Below are 14,495 nucleotides of genomic sequence, written 5' to 3'. Positions count from 1 at the left end.
GATTCGTACCTATTCCGCCAAAGGTAAGTCTGCTGACATGAGCACGGCGTTTTCAAAGCCGTCACCTAAGGGGTAATAATTTTTGCGTATGCCGTCTTCGGCAAAACCCAGCTGGGTATATAAATTGCGCGCTACTGTATTAGATAGCCGCACTTCAAGCAAACATCGGGCGCCGCCAAATTGCTGCATCCACTCTAGGCCCTCGCACAATAACCGCCGCCCCACGCCCTGCCCTCGACTACTTTTGTCGACCACAATGTTCAGTAGGCTAACGTCGTCGAGCACCAAGGTGTAGCAGCTAATCGCGAGTAACTCGTCGCCCTCCCACCAGCCAAGGCAATGATCGTCACGCAAACTACGCAACCAATTCATTTTGCCCCAAGGGTGAGGATCAGATCGATTTTCGATGAGAAGACACTGTTCTAAGTGCCCCATGCCTAACATTGCAACACGGCTCATACGCTAAATAAGACCTTACGCAAATTCTGCCATAGCGGTGCTTTTAAATTACCGTCGGCGAGCATAGCCGCTGGCTCGGCCGCATAGAGCAGTTGTATGCCAGCCGTTTGCAGAGTGGCCGCGTCAATATATGGCTGCAAGGTACTGCCAAACAAAATGGCGCAGTGTGCCTGTTGGCGCTCTGCCTGTGCCATGATATTGGCTTGCAAAGCCTCTTTAGCGGCATCTTTGCCGAGGGTAATACCAGGGGTTTTCATTACCGGCCACTGAAAGCCGGATGTCGCAAATTGCGGCACTTTGGGCAGTTTATGATAGCGGCTTACCGCCATCGCGATATTTGCCATTAAGCGCTTTTCAGCGGGGCTTGGCGCGCCTGCGGTGGTGTCTACTATCATCACTAGGCCAATACCCGTCGCAACCAGCTCCACAGTAAACTCGGGGCTTGCTGCGTCTGCGCCCTCACCGTTGGCTGCCACAGCGGATAGCGATTCCGGCTTGGCCGTTTCAAAGCCTAATTCCTGCAATGCTGAGGCTATGCGCGACCCAGGACGCGGCGACTCACTGACTGGCACCTGTTCCTTGCGCTCGTCAGCTTCCGCCATTTGCTGATATTCTGCGTCTGCATCAATGGCAACTGCCGCAGCAGAATCATCTTCGCTAAGCGCGTCCTCGGTGAAATCTTCAAAATCAAAAATCGGTGACGGCGCTGCGCCATCAAGCACAAAGCGCGGCACATACGTGTCCACGCCCATAGCTTGCAAGTAATCCAATCGCAGCGCCTCGTTCACCTTATATGCCCTCGTGCTGTGGATGCGCTTTAAGCACCCCAGCATCTAAGAGATTGAGCGCGTCGAGATACGCCTTCACGGAGGCGACAATAATATCGGTGTCGGCGCCATTGCCATTTACAATCGTCCCGTCTTTCTCAAGCCTCACCTGCACTTCGCCTTGGGAGTCTGTGCCCTTGGTGATCGCATTGACTGAATAGAGCTGTAAATTTGCACCACTATTAACCAATTGTTCTACTGCTTTAAATGCCGCATCCACAGGGCCGTCACCTTCGGCCGCGGCCTGTTGCGCTTCACCATCAATTAAAAGCTGAATATCTGCGCGAGGTTTAAATCCGCTACGCGATACCGCCTCCAACGCCACATAGCTGTAACGCAGCTTAAGATCGTCTGGCTGCACATCACTCATTAGGGCCTGTAAATCTTCGTCAAAGATCTCGTGCTTTTTATCTGCCAGTTCTTTAAAGCGAGTAAAAGCCAGATTCAACGCCGCTTGGTTATCTAGGCTTATGCCCAAATCCGCGAGGCGCGCTTTAAACGCCGCGCGACCCGAGTGCTTACCTAACACCAATTTATTGGCGTTCCAGCCCACGTCTTCGGCACGCATAATTTCGTAGGTTTCACGGTATTTCAGTACGCCGTCCTGATGTATGCCGGACTCATGCGCAAAGGCATTGGCGCCAACAATGGCTTTGTTAGGCTGCACCGGAAAGCCAGTAATAGATGACACGAGCCGCGAAGTAGGCACTATTTGTGTGGCATCAACGCTCACTTCAACGGGGAAAATATCCCCGCGCGTGCGAATCGCCATTACCAGCTCTTCAAGCGAGGCGTTGCCCGCCCGTTCGCCCAGACCATTGATCGTGCACTCTACTTGGCGAGCGCCGTGCATTACCGCCGACAGGGAGTTGGCGACCGCTAAGCCGAGGTCATTGTGGCAGTGAACCGAGAATATCGCCTTGTCGGCATTTGGCACGCCATTCATGATGCGCGCCACCATGGCGCCATATTCGCCTGGCTCACCATAGCCCACGGTATCGGGCAGGTTAATGGTGCGGGCGCCAGCGTTGATAACCTGTTCGATAATACGACACATAAAGTCATACTCAGAACGAGAGGCATCTTCACAAGAGAATTCAACATCGCCCACCAAGTTGCGAGCATGTTTAACGGCGGCCACAGCGCGCTCCAGCACGTTGTCTGGTGCCATGCGCAACTTGTATTCCATGTGGATTGGCGAAGTCGCAATAAACGTGTGAATACGACCGGCGGCGGCAGGCTTGAGCGCTTCAGCGGCGCGGTCAATATCTTCAGCGCCGGTGCGCGCCAAACTGCAGACAATGCTGTTTTGCACTGTCTCGGCAACGGCGCGTACCGATTCAAAGTCACCGACACTGGCAATGGCGAAACCGGCTTCGATAACATCGACGCCCATTTTCTCTAGCATTTTGGCAATGCGCACTTTTTCGTCACGGGTCATCGACGCGCCGGGACTCTGTTCGCCATCGCGCAAGGTCGTATCAAATATAATCAGGCGATCTTTGGCCATTATCTAACTCCTGGATTTTCATTATTTGGGCAAGCCCAATGCACCGCGACACCCTGGCGCGTTACAACAATTTGGTGCACTGCAAAACTCTGTGCGCAATTATAGTCCGACACGGCCCAGACTTCTTCGCTCTTTTGCCACCGAAGATGCTGTTTTTACAAGAAAATAGCCTTGCCAGTATATGCCATTGGCAAAAATGCCAATGGCATATACTGAACTTCACTGTCGTAAACCGTCAAAGTCCCCAGCGCAGCACCAAGAAATTTGGCGCATTCACTAAGTTTCAGGCGTTTATATTGGTGAATTTGTATACAATTTGCCACTTTGCAACAATTTGCTCAGCCTTAGCTGCACAATTTTTAGCCATCATCACGGGAGCAAGCCGCTTAATCATGCGAAGCACATTAGTTTTTTGCGTAGCACTCAGCCTGCAGTTACTCATTGGTTCTGCCGTAGCCGACGAGCAAGACCCGGAATCTATTAATAACACCGCGGTCCCCGCCGCCGACCCAGTGTTTACGCCCAACCGTCGTCAAAATCCAAGTCTAAATATCGACTTCGACAAAAACGGCAGTGCCGCAGGCAATACCGAGGTCGCGCTCACACTACTTGGCCACGACATTATACGCGGCAGCTTCGAACGTCTGTACTGGACTGCAGGGCAAGCCGTAGCAGGCTTGGCGATGCCCACCCCTGTACTGGTCGCCGCTGGCAGTAAACCCGGACCAACACTATGTCTAACAGCAGCGGTACACGGCGATGAACTCAACGGAGTAGAAACCATTCGTCGCGTGATGTTCAGCCTTGAGAGCGACAAACTCAACGGCGTTGTCATCGGCGTGCCCATTGTAAACATGCATGGCTTTCGTCGCTCATCGCGCTATTTACCCGACCGCCGCGACTTGAACCGCTATTTTCCCGGCGACCCCAAAGGTAGCTCAGCAGGACGTATCGCCCACAGCTTCTTTAACGAGGTAATTTCCCACTGCGACCGCCTCATCGACATCCACACGGGCTCATTTCACCGCACCAACCTGACCCAGTTACGCGGTAATTTAGGCAAAGAAAGTGTCGCGCAATTTAGCCGCATGTTTCACGATGTAACCGTGCTCGACGGCACTGGCGCCCCCGGCACATTACGCCGCGCCGCAGTGGATGCGGGCATTCCCGCCGTTATCCTTGAAGCTGGCGAGCCATTGCGCCTTCAGCTCAAAGAAGTGAAGCAGTGTGTTAACGGTATAAAAGCCGTGATGCATCACTTAAACATGATTGACGATAAGCCCGAGCGCGCGCCAAAACAGAATGTGTTTTACAAGTCGACCTGGCTGCGCGCCGACCAAAGCGGGGTTTTTCTCAGCGAAGCCAAGCTCGGTCAAAACGTGAAAAAAGGCGATATTCTCGGCACCGTTACCGACCCCATCACCAACCGGGGTTCGGTTATTCGCTCCAGCGTCGACGGCCAAATTATTGGCCTTGCACTAAACCAAATGGTAATGCCCGGTTTTGCAGCCTACCACGTTGGTATTGCCGCTGACGTGAAGAAAGTCGCTGCCGATAAAGTGGCCGATAGCGTGGTAGCAGAAACCCTAGAGCCGGTTGCTGAGAACATGAAGGAAGTCGCGCGGGAAGCCGCTCAAAAAGCAGCTAAAACCAGCAATGATCCTTCTGCCGTCGACGCCGCCGTACGTAAAGCGATTAAGGACAATGCCAAAAACACCTCGCAAATTGTCGACGAACCGCCGCGTGAAAAAATCGGCAGCGAACCCCACTCAGAGGAGTCATCAAGCACGAATACATCCGTTCGGCCCAACGACGAAATGGACGAACATCCGGAGTAACACGCCCAAGCGCAGCACTGTATATTACAGTGCTGCGCTTTAGAGCAAAGATCTAGTCAGGTATTAACGAAGCTCACTTTTAGGGAAGCTGCGGCCGATAAAATCGTTTATTCTAGTAAAAGCCTGGTTGCTGCCGAACATGTAATTTTAACTGCGTTAATTAGTCGCCGTTTAGCATCATGGCTTTTATTTTCAATGCTTTTTCAAAATGATCTAACTTATGAGTCTCAATCCACCATGTTGCGGCTTCCATGAGCAAGTCCGGATCATCATTTTTATTGGCAAAGAAGGCATAAAAAGATAAACCGACATTATCGCCTTTCAGTGCAATTTTTTTATCACACACTTCAATAATTTTTCCTCTGAGTGACTCTCTCAACTAGACACCTCTACATCCACTCCACTGAGCACACCAGCCCTCGATAAAACTTAGGCCGCAAAATTAACCTCAAGGCATACAAGGCTCAAGCACTTTATTTTTCTTCCAAGCTCAACCGGCGTGATGAGATACACCCTTGCACACCAAACCACGGTCAGAAAAAATGAGCAGTTCACTGACCATTTTTCGAGATACGCTATTGTATTGAATAACGATGCTATTAACGCCGGTGAAATACGACACCAATTCAAACTTTAATGGTGGCGTCGCACTAAGGCCGATTTCCCAATACGGACGAATTTGATCTATACCTTTTAACGTACCGCCCTCCAGATTCATGCGATCAACAATTAAGGGCGAATTCATCTCAAAGTCATCTTCGTAGTGCGCAAAAATCTGCTCAATGTCATGAGCATTCCACGCCGCCAGCCAACTTGCCACGAACACTTTTGCGAAATTCTCTTCGATCACTTTATACCTGCCTTTTGAACGATACACTTATAAAGTCGCCAACACGCGCGGTGTTGTAGTGGCGCCACGGACGGCACTAAAAGCCGTAGCGGTACTTGGCCTTATTAGGGCTTGTAGTATATAGTTGTACGGTATTTCCGTACAAGAGGGTGCCCGCATGGACACAATTAGCGTAAACAAGTTTAGAGACAACCTGAAAAGTGTTGTAGAGCAAGTAGTTAGTCGACATGAACCCCTCAAGGTAACGAGACGGGCTGGCGAGGCGTTTGTGGTTATTAGTGCCGATGACTGGGAGCGAGAGCAAGAAACTCTTTATGTGCTCCAAAACAAGAATCTGATGCAACAGATCGCCGACTCCCTTGAAACACATACCAGTGGCCAAGGCCATAAACCGACAGACGAGCAAATGAATGAGATCACTGGTATTTGAGGGAAGCACGTGGGAAGCATATGAGACTGTGCGCGAAAAAGACAAGCGACTCCACAAAAGCTTATGCAAATTGCTCAAAGAAATGCTCCGATCCGACGATCCCTCTTCTGGTCTGGGAAAACCTGAGCCACTGAAGCATAATCTTTCTGGTCTCTGGTCAAAACGGATTTCGCAGAAAGATCGATTGATATATCGCTTCGATGAAAAATCCATTTATATCTTCGCTATTGGTGGACACTACGACCAAACCTAAGGTTTTGTTAAACGTGGCAAGCTTTAGCCCAAAGCAAACACCTTGAGATAGCTATTCGCTTCCGTGAACACCTTATTCATTTCGGTTCTGAGTAGTTCTTTAGCGCCATGTTTTGTGAGTACGCCATTGCAGCATTAACAGCCTAGCCAAACTAACGGATAAATCCGGGCGTTAATCTGACCCCTCGCTTCCGCTGCTAGAGGATTTGGCACGACTTAGGCTTTACCGCTAAATCCCAGTTCCCGCTCCAACTGCGCAGCTAAATTGAACAAGGTTTCTTCGTCGCCCATGCGGCCGGTAAACTGCATACCAATAGGCAAGCCGTTTTCACTCATATGCAAAGGCACCGACATGCCCGGTAAACCGGTGACGTTGCCCATGATGGTAAATGCCATTTTCCCTAAAATTGGCCCTGCCATTTCCTCGACCAACCCCCCGCGAAATAACAATTTACCAATATTTACGCGATGACTTGCCAGCATTAGCAACTCTTCAGTACGCGTATTGGGAAGTACGCCGTGTGGCTCGGCGGGTGTTGATACGGTTGGGCTCAGCATAAGATCAAAGTCGGTGAGTAAGCGGCCCATTGCCAACTGTACATCGTGCCAACCGCGTTTTGCGCTCACTAGATCTGCGGCGCTGAAAGATCGCCCCAACATCGCCATATTCTTAGTAGCGGGTTCAAATTTAGCAACACAGGCCGCGCCGAACTGACGGCGATACATCGCAACCATATTGGCAACCTCAGCGCAGACCACCACAAAAAAGTCTCGCCAAAATTGTTCAATATTTATTTGAGGTTCGACCTCTTCCACATGGTGGCCTAATTTCGCGAGGGATTGGGCGGTGTTATCGAGCGCAGCCAAAACTTCGGCATCGACCACGGTATTCACCAACGGTTTTCTGCTCAGCGCAATTCGCAAAGGTGGGGTGTCTCGCTGCGTCGCCGCGAGAAAGCTGTCTTTCGGCGGAGCGATATTATAGGGCGCGCCCACCTCAACTCCGCTGCTGCAATCCAACATTCCGGCGCTATCGCGCACACTGCGGGTGAGAACGTGCTCGGCCACGGCGCCTTGCCAGTCTTCGCCATTGTCAGGGCCAAGGGGGTTGCGACCGCGTGATGGCTTTAAGCCAAACACGCCGCACCACGACGACGGAAAACGAATGGAGCCGCCGCCATCGCCGCCGTGGGCCATTGGCACAATACCCGCCGCGACGGCAGCCGCACTGCCGCCCGAGGAGCCACCGGTGCTATACCCTTGTTTATGAGGATTGTGGCTAGGACCAAAGGATTTGGGTTCTGTGGTAATGATTAGGCCAAATTCAGGGGTATTGGTTTTGGCAAAAATATTCACGCCGCTGGCTTTGTAGCGCCGCACCAATTCACTGTCGTAGTCAGGTACAACGCAGATACCACGGCTGCCCATGCGCAGCGGCTCACCGGCAAAGCAGGCCAGGAGGTCCTTTAAAACAAAGGGCACGCCTTTGAAAGGGCCATCTGGCAGACCTTGCTCAATTTGACGGTAGGCGCGCTCATCAAAGCGGTGAATTAGCGCATTAATTTGAGGATTGCGTTCATTCGCCACGTTCAGCGCCGCATCGAGCAATTCTTTTGCACTGACTTCGCCGTTACGTACTAGCTCAGCTAAGCCCATTGCATCGTAGTTGCCATACTCTTTAAACATTGCGTCGCTCCCATCAAATCCAGATCGCAAATAGTAACAGAGCTGTTACCTAAGCCAAGGGATTTACTGATATCCGTAATTGCCTTTGGCAGCTCGAGCGAATACGCGCTACAGTATCTTACAAACGCTAACGCTCTGTTAGCTGGCAGCGTCTCCATTTCATAACAATATAAGGTTGCAAATATGCCATTATCGAAAGACATTCTTGATGAAATTCGCGTATTAACTCAGTTCAACCCAGCGTCTGCACTGGAAGGCATCAAAGTTCACCACACCGCTGATCCAACTACCATTGCGGCTACCGAGCGCCTATTCGCCAAAGAGCTTATCACCCAGGCGGACGGCGGTTATTTAACCAATAGTGGCCTAGAAGTCATTCGCCATCTAGACAGCCTAATGACTGTATTGAACTGCAAAGAAAACGAAACAGCCTAATACCCAATAAAAAAGCGGGGACCTAGGCCCCCGCTAACACTGCTGGAGTGAAGTATTCCAATTACTCTCGGCCGATACGCCGCTCACCTGCGAATCTAAAGAATCCAGACTCTTCTTCGCGCTGAATCACTGCGCTTTGCTCCGGAAACAACGCCGCTCTCAACGACGCCATCAGCCGGACTTGTTCGCTACCGCTGTATTCGGCCAAAATACTTTGGCGCTGCTGCATATATTCACTTCCCGCAGCCCACACGCGATCACGGCGTTGATCCAGCGCTGTCCAACGCTCAATCGCTTCTGCATCCATGCCCAAACCACTGCGAATCTCCCGCAACGACGTTAGGCGCGCAGATTCTGGCATGCCTCTTAGCGCTTGCTGCACCGAGTCTAGCCTTAAAAAACGATCCATCAACTCCGTACGCCGCGCCGTAAGCCGCGGCTCAGCCTTATCGCCCAAGGCGCCACGCACCGATTCAACAAAATACGTTAGCTTTTCTTCTGGGCGACTCCCTGCCATTTCTTCGACCGCGATTAAGGCATCCTCGATTTTTCGATTGCGTAGCTCGGCAGCCCAAATTAACTCGGCATCACCGCCAAACGCATCAAAACGTTTAGCCCAGAGTGCATCGCGACGTTCTGTTGGCGACATGGCACGCAAGGTATCACGCTCGGTTATCAGCCATGCATTATAGTTAGACCACGCCTGATATTTCGCTAATAGCTCGCCCGCCAACTCGGGGTACATTTGTAATAACATTGCCTCAACTCTGCTCTCCCAATCATCGGGGTACCGAGACTTGAGGTATGAAATAAGTTGCTCAAGCATGCGGATTTGGGCGTGTTTTACCTCAATGACACCCGCAAATTTTTGTTCTAGTTTTGATAAGAATTCAGCCTCATCGAACTCTGCTAATTGGGGCTTTTCAGCCCCAACAGTACTTTCCCTAGCTTCCTGCCCCCGAAAACCATTGAACTGCGCCTGTTTTTGGCCTGCAACAGCTCGCTCTGGCAGTTGCCAGGGCGAGCTCAGCCAAAAACACACAACAATCACAAGCGGCGCCACGATGAGAAGCAGCCTTCTCACCGTAAAAAGCTTAGCAATCATTTTCTTGATCATAAGGTATCACCACCCGCTTTCTTAAAAGCCATTGTCGGCAATGAAGTCGGTGATTGCGGCGTAAAATTCCATCTCATCAAAGGTATCTGGCGGAACACCAATCACGTCCAAGTGATCTTGGTTTATTTTCCAGGCATGGGAGGTCATTTGTGTTTGGTCAGGCGCATTAAGATCACCCACATAACCTGTATTGCTCTGCGCCCACACGTAATCTAGACAACCGTAGCATTCCCAATATTCCAAACGGTAACCCATTTGCTGGGAATTGATGCCAACAAGGCCGTCATCGTCATTGTCGCTGGCGTCGCCATCGCCTGCACCTAAAGCACCGTCACCATTGGCGTCGTAACTGGCATAGCCGTCGCCATCAATTTCGGTCCACAGCTCTTTCAGCAAATACAATGCGGGGTTCATATTGCCATTGTCTTGGCCGGTCAAAAAACTCCGCGAGCGTTCAATATTGGCAGGACCAGCGGGATAGTTCTGATTAAAGGCATAAGTCCCAGTAGTGATGCCATCATTGGGATCAAAGTCATGGTTCACCAACTGTTTTAATGCGGCAATAGCGTCGTTGCCACCGCTGTAAATGGTATTACCAAAGTAGTCCGCCAAAGTCGCCAACACTGATTGCACACCCGGCTGTAAATTTAGAACATATTGCGCGATCGGTGAGCCACGGTGTGGAGAGGAGATACTAATGCCGTATTTAACGACCCGATAACCGCGATTATCTTGTAGTAATTTAGCGGCTTTACGCAGATCCAAGCCACCCTGTGAATGACCAATAATATTGACATAGCTATGGCCGGAGCTGGCTAAATACCCTTCAATATCTTGGTACAACTCGTAACCACGCTGTTCCGAGCCAGCAAATGGTGTCACCGACGCAACAAAAGACTCCTGACCAGAATTGATGTCGGGGTTACAGTAATACTCACCCCACTGGCAGGTATCCAAGACGTATACACCGTAGTCATCCCCCCAATAATCGTAACCTAAAATATCATCAAAGCCGGCCATGCCGTGGGCAAACACAATGGGATATTGCGTTTTGTTTGCGTCTCGTGCAAACGCAGGCGACGACAGACTACTCACTAGTATTAGCAATCCAATACTTAATAATTGGCTGAATTTCATAGAACGCTTCTCCAGTATTATTTTTAATTTACTTAGGAGCCTTAGAACAAAAATTGTGGCACTCCAAAATTAATGGCCTAGTAAGCGCGACTAACAATGAAGGAACTCACATTTAGAACTAACGTCAGGCTTGATATTATTTTTTTAAGCCGTCATTGCACTGATCGTTGCAGCAACAGTTGTCAGCACGTCCTGTGAAGATTTATCCAAGTGATCAATGACAACATTACATCTTTTTAACAGACAAGAAAATATGCAGGCAAGAAAAACGTGCGCCAACGCACGTCCCGTGAGCACTTTGCATTAATAAATCGCAGGTCTAAATTGCGAGACGTAACGCCTCGCTAGTTTTGTTAAGCTAAGCACAATTCAAACCCGTATTTCGCAATGGAAGAAGCCATATGGACCCTCTTACCCAAGGCCTACTCGGCGCCAGCGCTGTAGCCAATACTCGTATGGCAAACGCGCCACGAGGCGCAGCGCTGGGCCTCGGTTTTTTGGGTGGGATGGCTGCGGACCTCGACGTACTCATTCGCTCTAGCAGCGATCCATTGCTGTTTTTGGAATTTCACCGCCAGTTTACGCATTCACTCATCTTTATTCCCTTTGGCGGCTTACTCTGCGGTTTGGTGCTACACGCGCTATTTGCCAAGCGCAAAGGCATTAGTCGCTGGCAAAGCATTCTATTTTGCACCCTTGGCTACGCCACCCACGCCCTGCTCGACGCGTGTACGACCTATGGCACCCAGCTGTTCTGGCCGTTTAGCAACGAGCGGATTTCATGGAATGTTATTTCAATTATCGACCCACTTTACACACTGCCGATTGCTGCACTGCTCGCGCTTAGCCTCGGCGCTAAACGACAGTGGCTGGCGCGCATTGCCTTAGCTTGGGTATTTGCCTATCCGGCATTGGGCTGGTACCAACGCGAGCGGGCCGAAGACCTTGGCTATCAATTAGCCGCAAGCCGCCAACATCAGGTAGTGAGCCTGAGTGCAAAGCCCTCTTTCGCCAATTTATTATTATGGAAGGTGGTTTACCGCACGCCAGAGTATTTTTATGTGGATGCAGTACGCATGGGAATTAGGCCAAAAATCATCGAAGGCACGGCAATTGCGCCACTTGATATAGAACGCGACCTACCTTGGCTACAACAAGACTCGCAACAAGCAGCAGATCTAGAGCGCTTTCGCTGGTTCTCACAGGACTACATCGCACTCTCGGCCAACAATCCCCTACAGGTTATCGACCTGCGCTATTCATTACTCCCCAATGAGACTGAAGCTTTATGGGGAATTGAATTGTCACCTCAGCACAGCGAACAACATGTGCAGTATTTTACCCAGCGCCGCGACACCAAGACCAAAACGGCCAAGTTCTGGGAAATGCTGCTGCACTGACGTGATTAGTGCTAAAAATAGTACCCAAAATTAAGGCGCAGCCCGCGAATATCTTCGGCTTGAACGACACTTAATCCCAGTCGTAAAAAGCTTAATTGCGCCATGTGCCGACGAGTGCTGCCGACACTCACTGCCAATTCATTTTGGCTGCGCGTATAGGTTTCGGTCCCTTTAAATAAGGTGTTCACAAGGCTGAATTCAATGCTCAGAATTTCATTCGCTCGCGCCAAGGGGATGGAATACAAAATGCCATTTCGCAAGATGGTATTGGCAATATTAGGATCAAACTCCCTACCCGCCAAATTTACTTTCAGTGTTTTGTAATAACCAATCAGATTACCGATGTATATGGAGTTCGACGACGCACCCAGTCCAATGCGATAGGCGCTCGACATCGACACCCCGGCTTGCTCAGCCTCTTGATCGAGGTCGTCCGATTTAACATAGCCGACATTTAATCCCGGTGTAAGTGCCCAATTCGCGGTTATCGGTAAGCGCAGCGCCAAACCGGGTTGGACCGAATAGGTCTTCGCGCCATTCACTTCACCCTGAGAAAGCGGCAGGCTCACAATCCACTGCCGACCAAAAATTTTCTCTGACCGAAAGGTGTACGATAGCGGCAAGGTTACATAGCTAGTTTTAACTCCATTGGCTTCAAATTCACCAACCGTAAAGCTAAGCCCGAATAAATTAGACACCCCTCCTAACTCATCTAAGACCATATCGACAGCACCGAGGGTGTCACCAAGCACGGTCGCGAAAGCATTCTCAACAGCTTGGGTTTGTAGGGATGCCGGATTTCCCGCCAGCAGACTGGACGCACCGCCAACGAGAGATTCACCGATATCGAGCACGAGCTGCAGCTCCGCATCAAGCACCGCCAAAACCGGCTCTGGCGCCACTGCAAAGGACTTTAGCTCCAACACCGCAAGGCATAGCCCCACGGCCAAGCGCTTTCGCAAGCCCATCACGCGCTCCTAAATTTAGCCTCGGAACCACGCTCGCACCGGCCAATTGCCGGAACGATCGTTGCCCGCCTAATTCTCACCACGATCACTTTATATAGTTCAGAATTGAATAATTGGCGAGTATTCCTTGGCAGCACGGCAAGTGATCAAAGCTTTGGTCTATTGAATTCCCTTGTTTTGCCCCAAACTCAGTTGAACGCCTTGACCTTGGAACCCTTATGACCCAGCTATCCGTACTTGATCTCTCACCTATCACGGTAGACGGCTGTGCCGGTGATTCCCTGCGCAATACGCTTGATCTAGCCCAGCATGCGGAACAATGGGGTTATCAGCGCTATTGGTTAGCCGAACACCACAATATGGCAGGTATCGCGAGCGCGGCGACCGCTGTGGTCATTGGGCATGTTGCTGCAGGCACAAAAACGATCCGAGTAGGTGCCGGTGGGGTAATGCTGCCCAATCACGCACCACTGGTCATTGCGGAGCAATTCGGTACTTTAGAAGCTCTTTTCCCGGGACGTATCGACCTTGGTTTGGGCCGCGCACCTGGCAGCGACCAGGCGACGGCCTATGCCCTACGCCGCAACCTACATGCAGATGTCGATCAGTTTCCCCAAGATGTTGTCGAGCTGATGAGCTATTTTGGTGAAGCTGCCCCCGAACAACGTATTCATGCGTTTCCCGGTCGTGGCCTCAATGTGCCAATCTGGATTTTGGGTTCCAGTTTATTTGGCGCGCAATTAGCCGCCTCCCTTGGTCTGCCCTACGCCTTTGCTTCACATTTTGCACCGGAACAAATGTTGGCCGCGATCGAGCTATACCGGGCACGTTTTCGGCCGTCAGCGCAACTTAGCAGCCCTTATGTAATGTTGGGGTTTAATATATTTGCCGCCGACACCGACGCCCAAGCCAATTACCTGGCCAGCTCGATGCAACGCGCCTTTGTGAATTTACGCCGCGGCAACCCGGGCAAATTGCAGCCACCCGTTGATAACTACCTTCAGGAATTATCATTGAGCGAGCAAAGTCTGTTGCAAAATATTATGTCCTGTTCGGCGATCGGCGATCCAAAAACCGTATTGGCAAAAACCCAGGCGTTCATCGCCAAAACCGGCGCCGATGAGCTTATGATTACTTCCCAGATTTATTCACACCAGGCACGACTGCGCTCCTACGAAATAGTCGGCGCAATGCGTGAGCAATTAGCGTAACACGCGGTCAGGCATAAACTTAGATTTAGTGCGCGCGCATGAAATTACCGGATCCGGCAATGGCAGGTAAAAAAACAACGGTTCTAAAAAGCGTCGTTTTCACTAAACAGCTGCACGCTTGGCAGATCGTCGTCACCAATCGCAACGCTAACCACCATCGGCTGACAGCACACCTGGCAATCTTCGGTATATTGCTGTTCACCCTCGGAGCTATCTATAAGTAATTCCACGCGTTCGCCGCAATATGGGCAGCGCGCAACTACGCTTTCTAGTGCATTCATGTCGCACCTATCCTTTGATTAAGGTGTAAACGCTACACCTTCAAGCAGGCCACGCCAAGAGAAACTCTTGTCAACGTGGCCTGCGTTTAAATCA

The 14,495-nt window shown here is 50.8% G+C and carries 16 protein-coding genes; 6 read left to right on the top strand and 10 right to left on the bottom strand.

Annotation, left to right across the window (positions count from 1 at the left end; translation table 11 throughout):
- Positions 1-9 precede the first annotated feature (9 nt).
- From ABD836_RS12310 to ABD836_RS12300, 3 genes are read right to left on the bottom strand one after another with little or no spacing between them, the layout of a single operon-like run.
- Complete coding sequence (locus ABD836_RS12310) at positions 10-459, bottom strand: GNAT family N-acetyltransferase (RefSeq protein ID WP_344936333.1); 450 nt, start codon at positions 457-459, stop codon at positions 10-12.
- Positions 456-1,229: a hypothetical protein gene (locus tag ABD836_RS12305; RefSeq protein ID WP_344936330.1), complete on the bottom strand. Its 774-nt coding sequence runs from the start codon at positions 1,227-1,229 to the stop codon at positions 456-458. The genes ABD836_RS12310 and ABD836_RS12305 overlap by 4 nt, the downstream gene beginning before the upstream one ends.
- Positions 1,230-1,248: 19 nt before the next feature.
- Positions 1,249-2,796, bottom strand: coding sequence for a 2-isopropylmalate synthase (locus ABD836_RS12300; RefSeq protein WP_344936328.1), 1,548 nt, complete (start codon positions 2,794-2,796; stop codon positions 1,249-1,251).
- A 392-nt stretch (positions 2,797-3,188) separates the two neighbouring features.
- Here ABD836_RS12300 and ABD836_RS12295 point away from each other — a divergent pair, with 392 nt between their 5' ends.
- Complete coding sequence (locus ABD836_RS12295; protein ID WP_344936326.1) at positions 3,189-4,634, top strand: succinylglutamate desuccinylase/aspartoacylase family protein; 1,446 nt, start codon at positions 3,189-3,191, stop codon at positions 4,632-4,634.
- Positions 4,635-4,794: 160 nt separating this feature from the next.
- Here ABD836_RS12295 and ABD836_RS12290 read toward each other — a convergent pair whose 3' ends face one another.
- Both ABD836_RS12290 and ABD836_RS12285 read right to left on the bottom strand, forming a co-directional pair.
- The gene (locus ABD836_RS12290; RefSeq protein WP_344936323.1) at positions 4,795-5,013 is read right to left on the bottom strand and encodes a DUF6500 family protein; all 219 of its coding nucleotides are present in this window, start codon (positions 5,011-5,013) and stop codon (positions 4,795-4,797) included.
- 111 nt (positions 5,014-5,124) lie between these two features.
- Positions 5,125-5,484, bottom strand: coding sequence for a YybH family protein (locus tag ABD836_RS12285; protein ID WP_344936320.1), 360 nt, complete (start codon positions 5,482-5,484; stop codon positions 5,125-5,127).
- A 157-nt stretch (positions 5,485-5,641) separates the two neighbouring features.
- Here ABD836_RS12285 and ABD836_RS12280 point away from each other — a divergent pair, with 157 nt between their 5' ends.
- Both ABD836_RS12280 and ABD836_RS12275 read left to right on the top strand, forming a co-directional pair.
- Positions 5,642-5,914 (top strand): type II toxin-antitoxin system Phd/YefM family antitoxin, encoded by a 273-nt coding sequence (locus ABD836_RS12280; RefSeq protein WP_344936317.1) that lies wholly within the window; start codon positions 5,642-5,644, stop codon positions 5,912-5,914.
- Complete coding sequence (locus ABD836_RS12275) at positions 5,895-6,167, top strand: Txe/YoeB family addiction module toxin (RefSeq protein WP_344936314.1); 273 nt, start codon at positions 5,895-5,897, stop codon at positions 6,165-6,167. The genes ABD836_RS12280 and ABD836_RS12275 overlap by 20 nt, the downstream gene beginning before the upstream one ends.
- 215 nt (positions 6,168-6,382) lie before the next feature.
- On the opposite strand, the gene ABD836_RS12270 is transcribed toward ABD836_RS12275, so the two are convergent.
- On the bottom strand, positions 6,383-7,852 hold the full coding sequence (locus ABD836_RS12270) for an amidase (RefSeq protein WP_344936311.1): 1,470 nt from the start codon (positions 7,850-7,852) through the stop codon (positions 6,383-6,385).
- 183 nt (positions 7,853-8,035) lie between these two features.
- Here ABD836_RS12270 and ABD836_RS12265 point away from each other — a divergent pair, with 183 nt between their 5' ends.
- Complete coding sequence (locus ABD836_RS12265; RefSeq protein ID WP_344936307.1) at positions 8,036-8,287, top strand: TIGR02647 family protein; 252 nt, start codon at positions 8,036-8,038, stop codon at positions 8,285-8,287.
- A gap of 61 nt (positions 8,288-8,348) precedes the next feature.
- Here ABD836_RS12265 and ABD836_RS12260 read toward each other — a convergent pair whose 3' ends face one another.
- A complete protein-coding gene (locus ABD836_RS12260; protein ID WP_344936305.1) occupies positions 8,349-9,404 on the bottom strand; it encodes a hypothetical protein in 1,056 nt (351 codons plus the stop codon).
- A gap of 21 nt (positions 9,405-9,425) precedes the next feature.
- Entirely contained in the window at positions 9,426-10,541 is a 1,116-nt protein-coding gene (locus ABD836_RS12255) for an esterase/lipase family protein (RefSeq protein ID WP_344936303.1), read from the bottom strand.
- A 401-nt stretch (positions 10,542-10,942) separates the two neighbouring features.
- Between ABD836_RS12255 and ABD836_RS12250 the strand changes: the two genes are divergently transcribed.
- Positions 10,943-11,941 carry a metal-dependent hydrolase gene (locus ABD836_RS12250; protein WP_344936301.1) on the top strand — a complete coding sequence of 333 codons (999 nt, stop codon included), beginning with the start codon at positions 10,943-10,945 and terminating at the stop codon, positions 11,939-11,941.
- An 11-nt stretch (positions 11,942-11,952) separates the two neighbouring features.
- Here the strand turns inward: ABD836_RS12250 and ABD836_RS12245 are convergent, their stop codons facing one another.
- Positions 11,953-12,909 carry a hypothetical protein gene (locus ABD836_RS12245; protein ID WP_344936298.1) on the bottom strand — a complete coding sequence of 319 codons (957 nt, stop codon included), beginning with the start codon at positions 12,907-12,909 and terminating at the stop codon, positions 11,953-11,955.
- 218 nt (positions 12,910-13,127) lie between these two features.
- Between ABD836_RS12245 and ABD836_RS12240 the strand changes: the two genes are divergently transcribed.
- The gene (locus ABD836_RS12240; protein WP_344936296.1) at positions 13,128-14,120 is read left to right on the top strand and encodes an LLM class flavin-dependent oxidoreductase; all 993 of its coding nucleotides are present in this window, start codon (positions 13,128-13,130) and stop codon (positions 14,118-14,120) included.
- An 83-nt stretch (positions 14,121-14,203) separates the two neighbouring features.
- Here ABD836_RS12240 and ABD836_RS12235 read toward each other — a convergent pair whose 3' ends face one another.
- The gene (locus ABD836_RS12235; RefSeq protein WP_344936293.1) at positions 14,204-14,401 is read right to left on the bottom strand and encodes a CPXCG motif-containing cysteine-rich protein; all 198 of its coding nucleotides are present in this window, start codon (positions 14,399-14,401) and stop codon (positions 14,204-14,206) included.
- Positions 14,402-14,495 lie beyond the last annotated feature (94 nt).

The sequence above is a fragment of the Zhongshania borealis genome, from assembly GCF_039539625.1.
GTDB classification, from domain to species: Bacteria; Pseudomonadota; Gammaproteobacteria; order Pseudomonadales; family Spongiibacteraceae; genus Spongiibacter; species Spongiibacter borealis.
The sequence above is the reverse complement of the archived record's forward strand: the minus strand, read 5'-3'. Positions and strand labels throughout refer to the sequence as shown.

Coding starts and splice junctions, on each gene's coding strand:
- ABD836_RS12310 (WP_344936333.1), bottom strand. CDS start 459: ATGAGCCGTGTTGCAATGTTAGGCATGGGGCACTTAGAACAGTGTCTT.
- ABD836_RS12300 (WP_344936328.1), bottom strand. CDS start 2,796: ATGGCCAAAGATCGCCTGATTATATTTGATACGACCTTGCGCGATGGC.
- ABD836_RS12295 (WP_344936326.1), top strand. CDS start 3,189: ATGCGAAGCACATTAGTTTTTTGCGTAGCACTCAGCCTGCAGTTACTC.
- ABD836_RS12280 (WP_344936317.1), top strand. CDS start 5,642: ATGGACACAATTAGCGTAAACAAGTTTAGAGACAACCTGAAAAGTGTT.
- ABD836_RS12275 (WP_344936314.1), top strand. CDS start 5,895: ATGAGATCACTGGTATTTGAGGGAAGCACGTGGGAAGCATATGAGACT.
- ABD836_RS12270 (WP_344936311.1), bottom strand. CDS start 7,852: ATGTTTAAAGAGTATGGCAACTACGATGCAATGGGCTTAGCTGAGCTA.
- ABD836_RS12265 (WP_344936307.1), top strand. CDS start 8,036: ATGCCATTATCGAAAGACATTCTTGATGAAATTCGCGTATTAACTCAG.
- ABD836_RS12260 (WP_344936305.1), bottom strand. CDS start 9,404: ATGATCAAGAAAATGATTGCTAAGCTTTTTACGGTGAGAAGGCTGCTT.
- ABD836_RS12255 (WP_344936303.1), bottom strand. CDS start 10,541: ATGAAATTCAGCCAATTATTAAGTATTGGATTGCTAATACTAGTGAGT.
- ABD836_RS12250 (WP_344936301.1), top strand. CDS start 10,943: ATGGACCCTCTTACCCAAGGCCTACTCGGCGCCAGCGCTGTAGCCAAT.
- ABD836_RS12245 (WP_344936298.1), bottom strand. CDS start 12,909: ATGGGCTTGCGAAAGCGCTTGGCCGTGGGGCTATGCCTTGCGGTGTTG.
- ABD836_RS12240 (WP_344936296.1), top strand. CDS start 13,128: ATGACCCAGCTATCCGTACTTGATCTCTCACCTATCACGGTAGACGGC.
- ABD836_RS12235 (WP_344936293.1), bottom strand. CDS start 14,401: ATGAATGCACTAGAAAGCGTAGTTGCGCGCTGCCCATATTGCGGCGAA.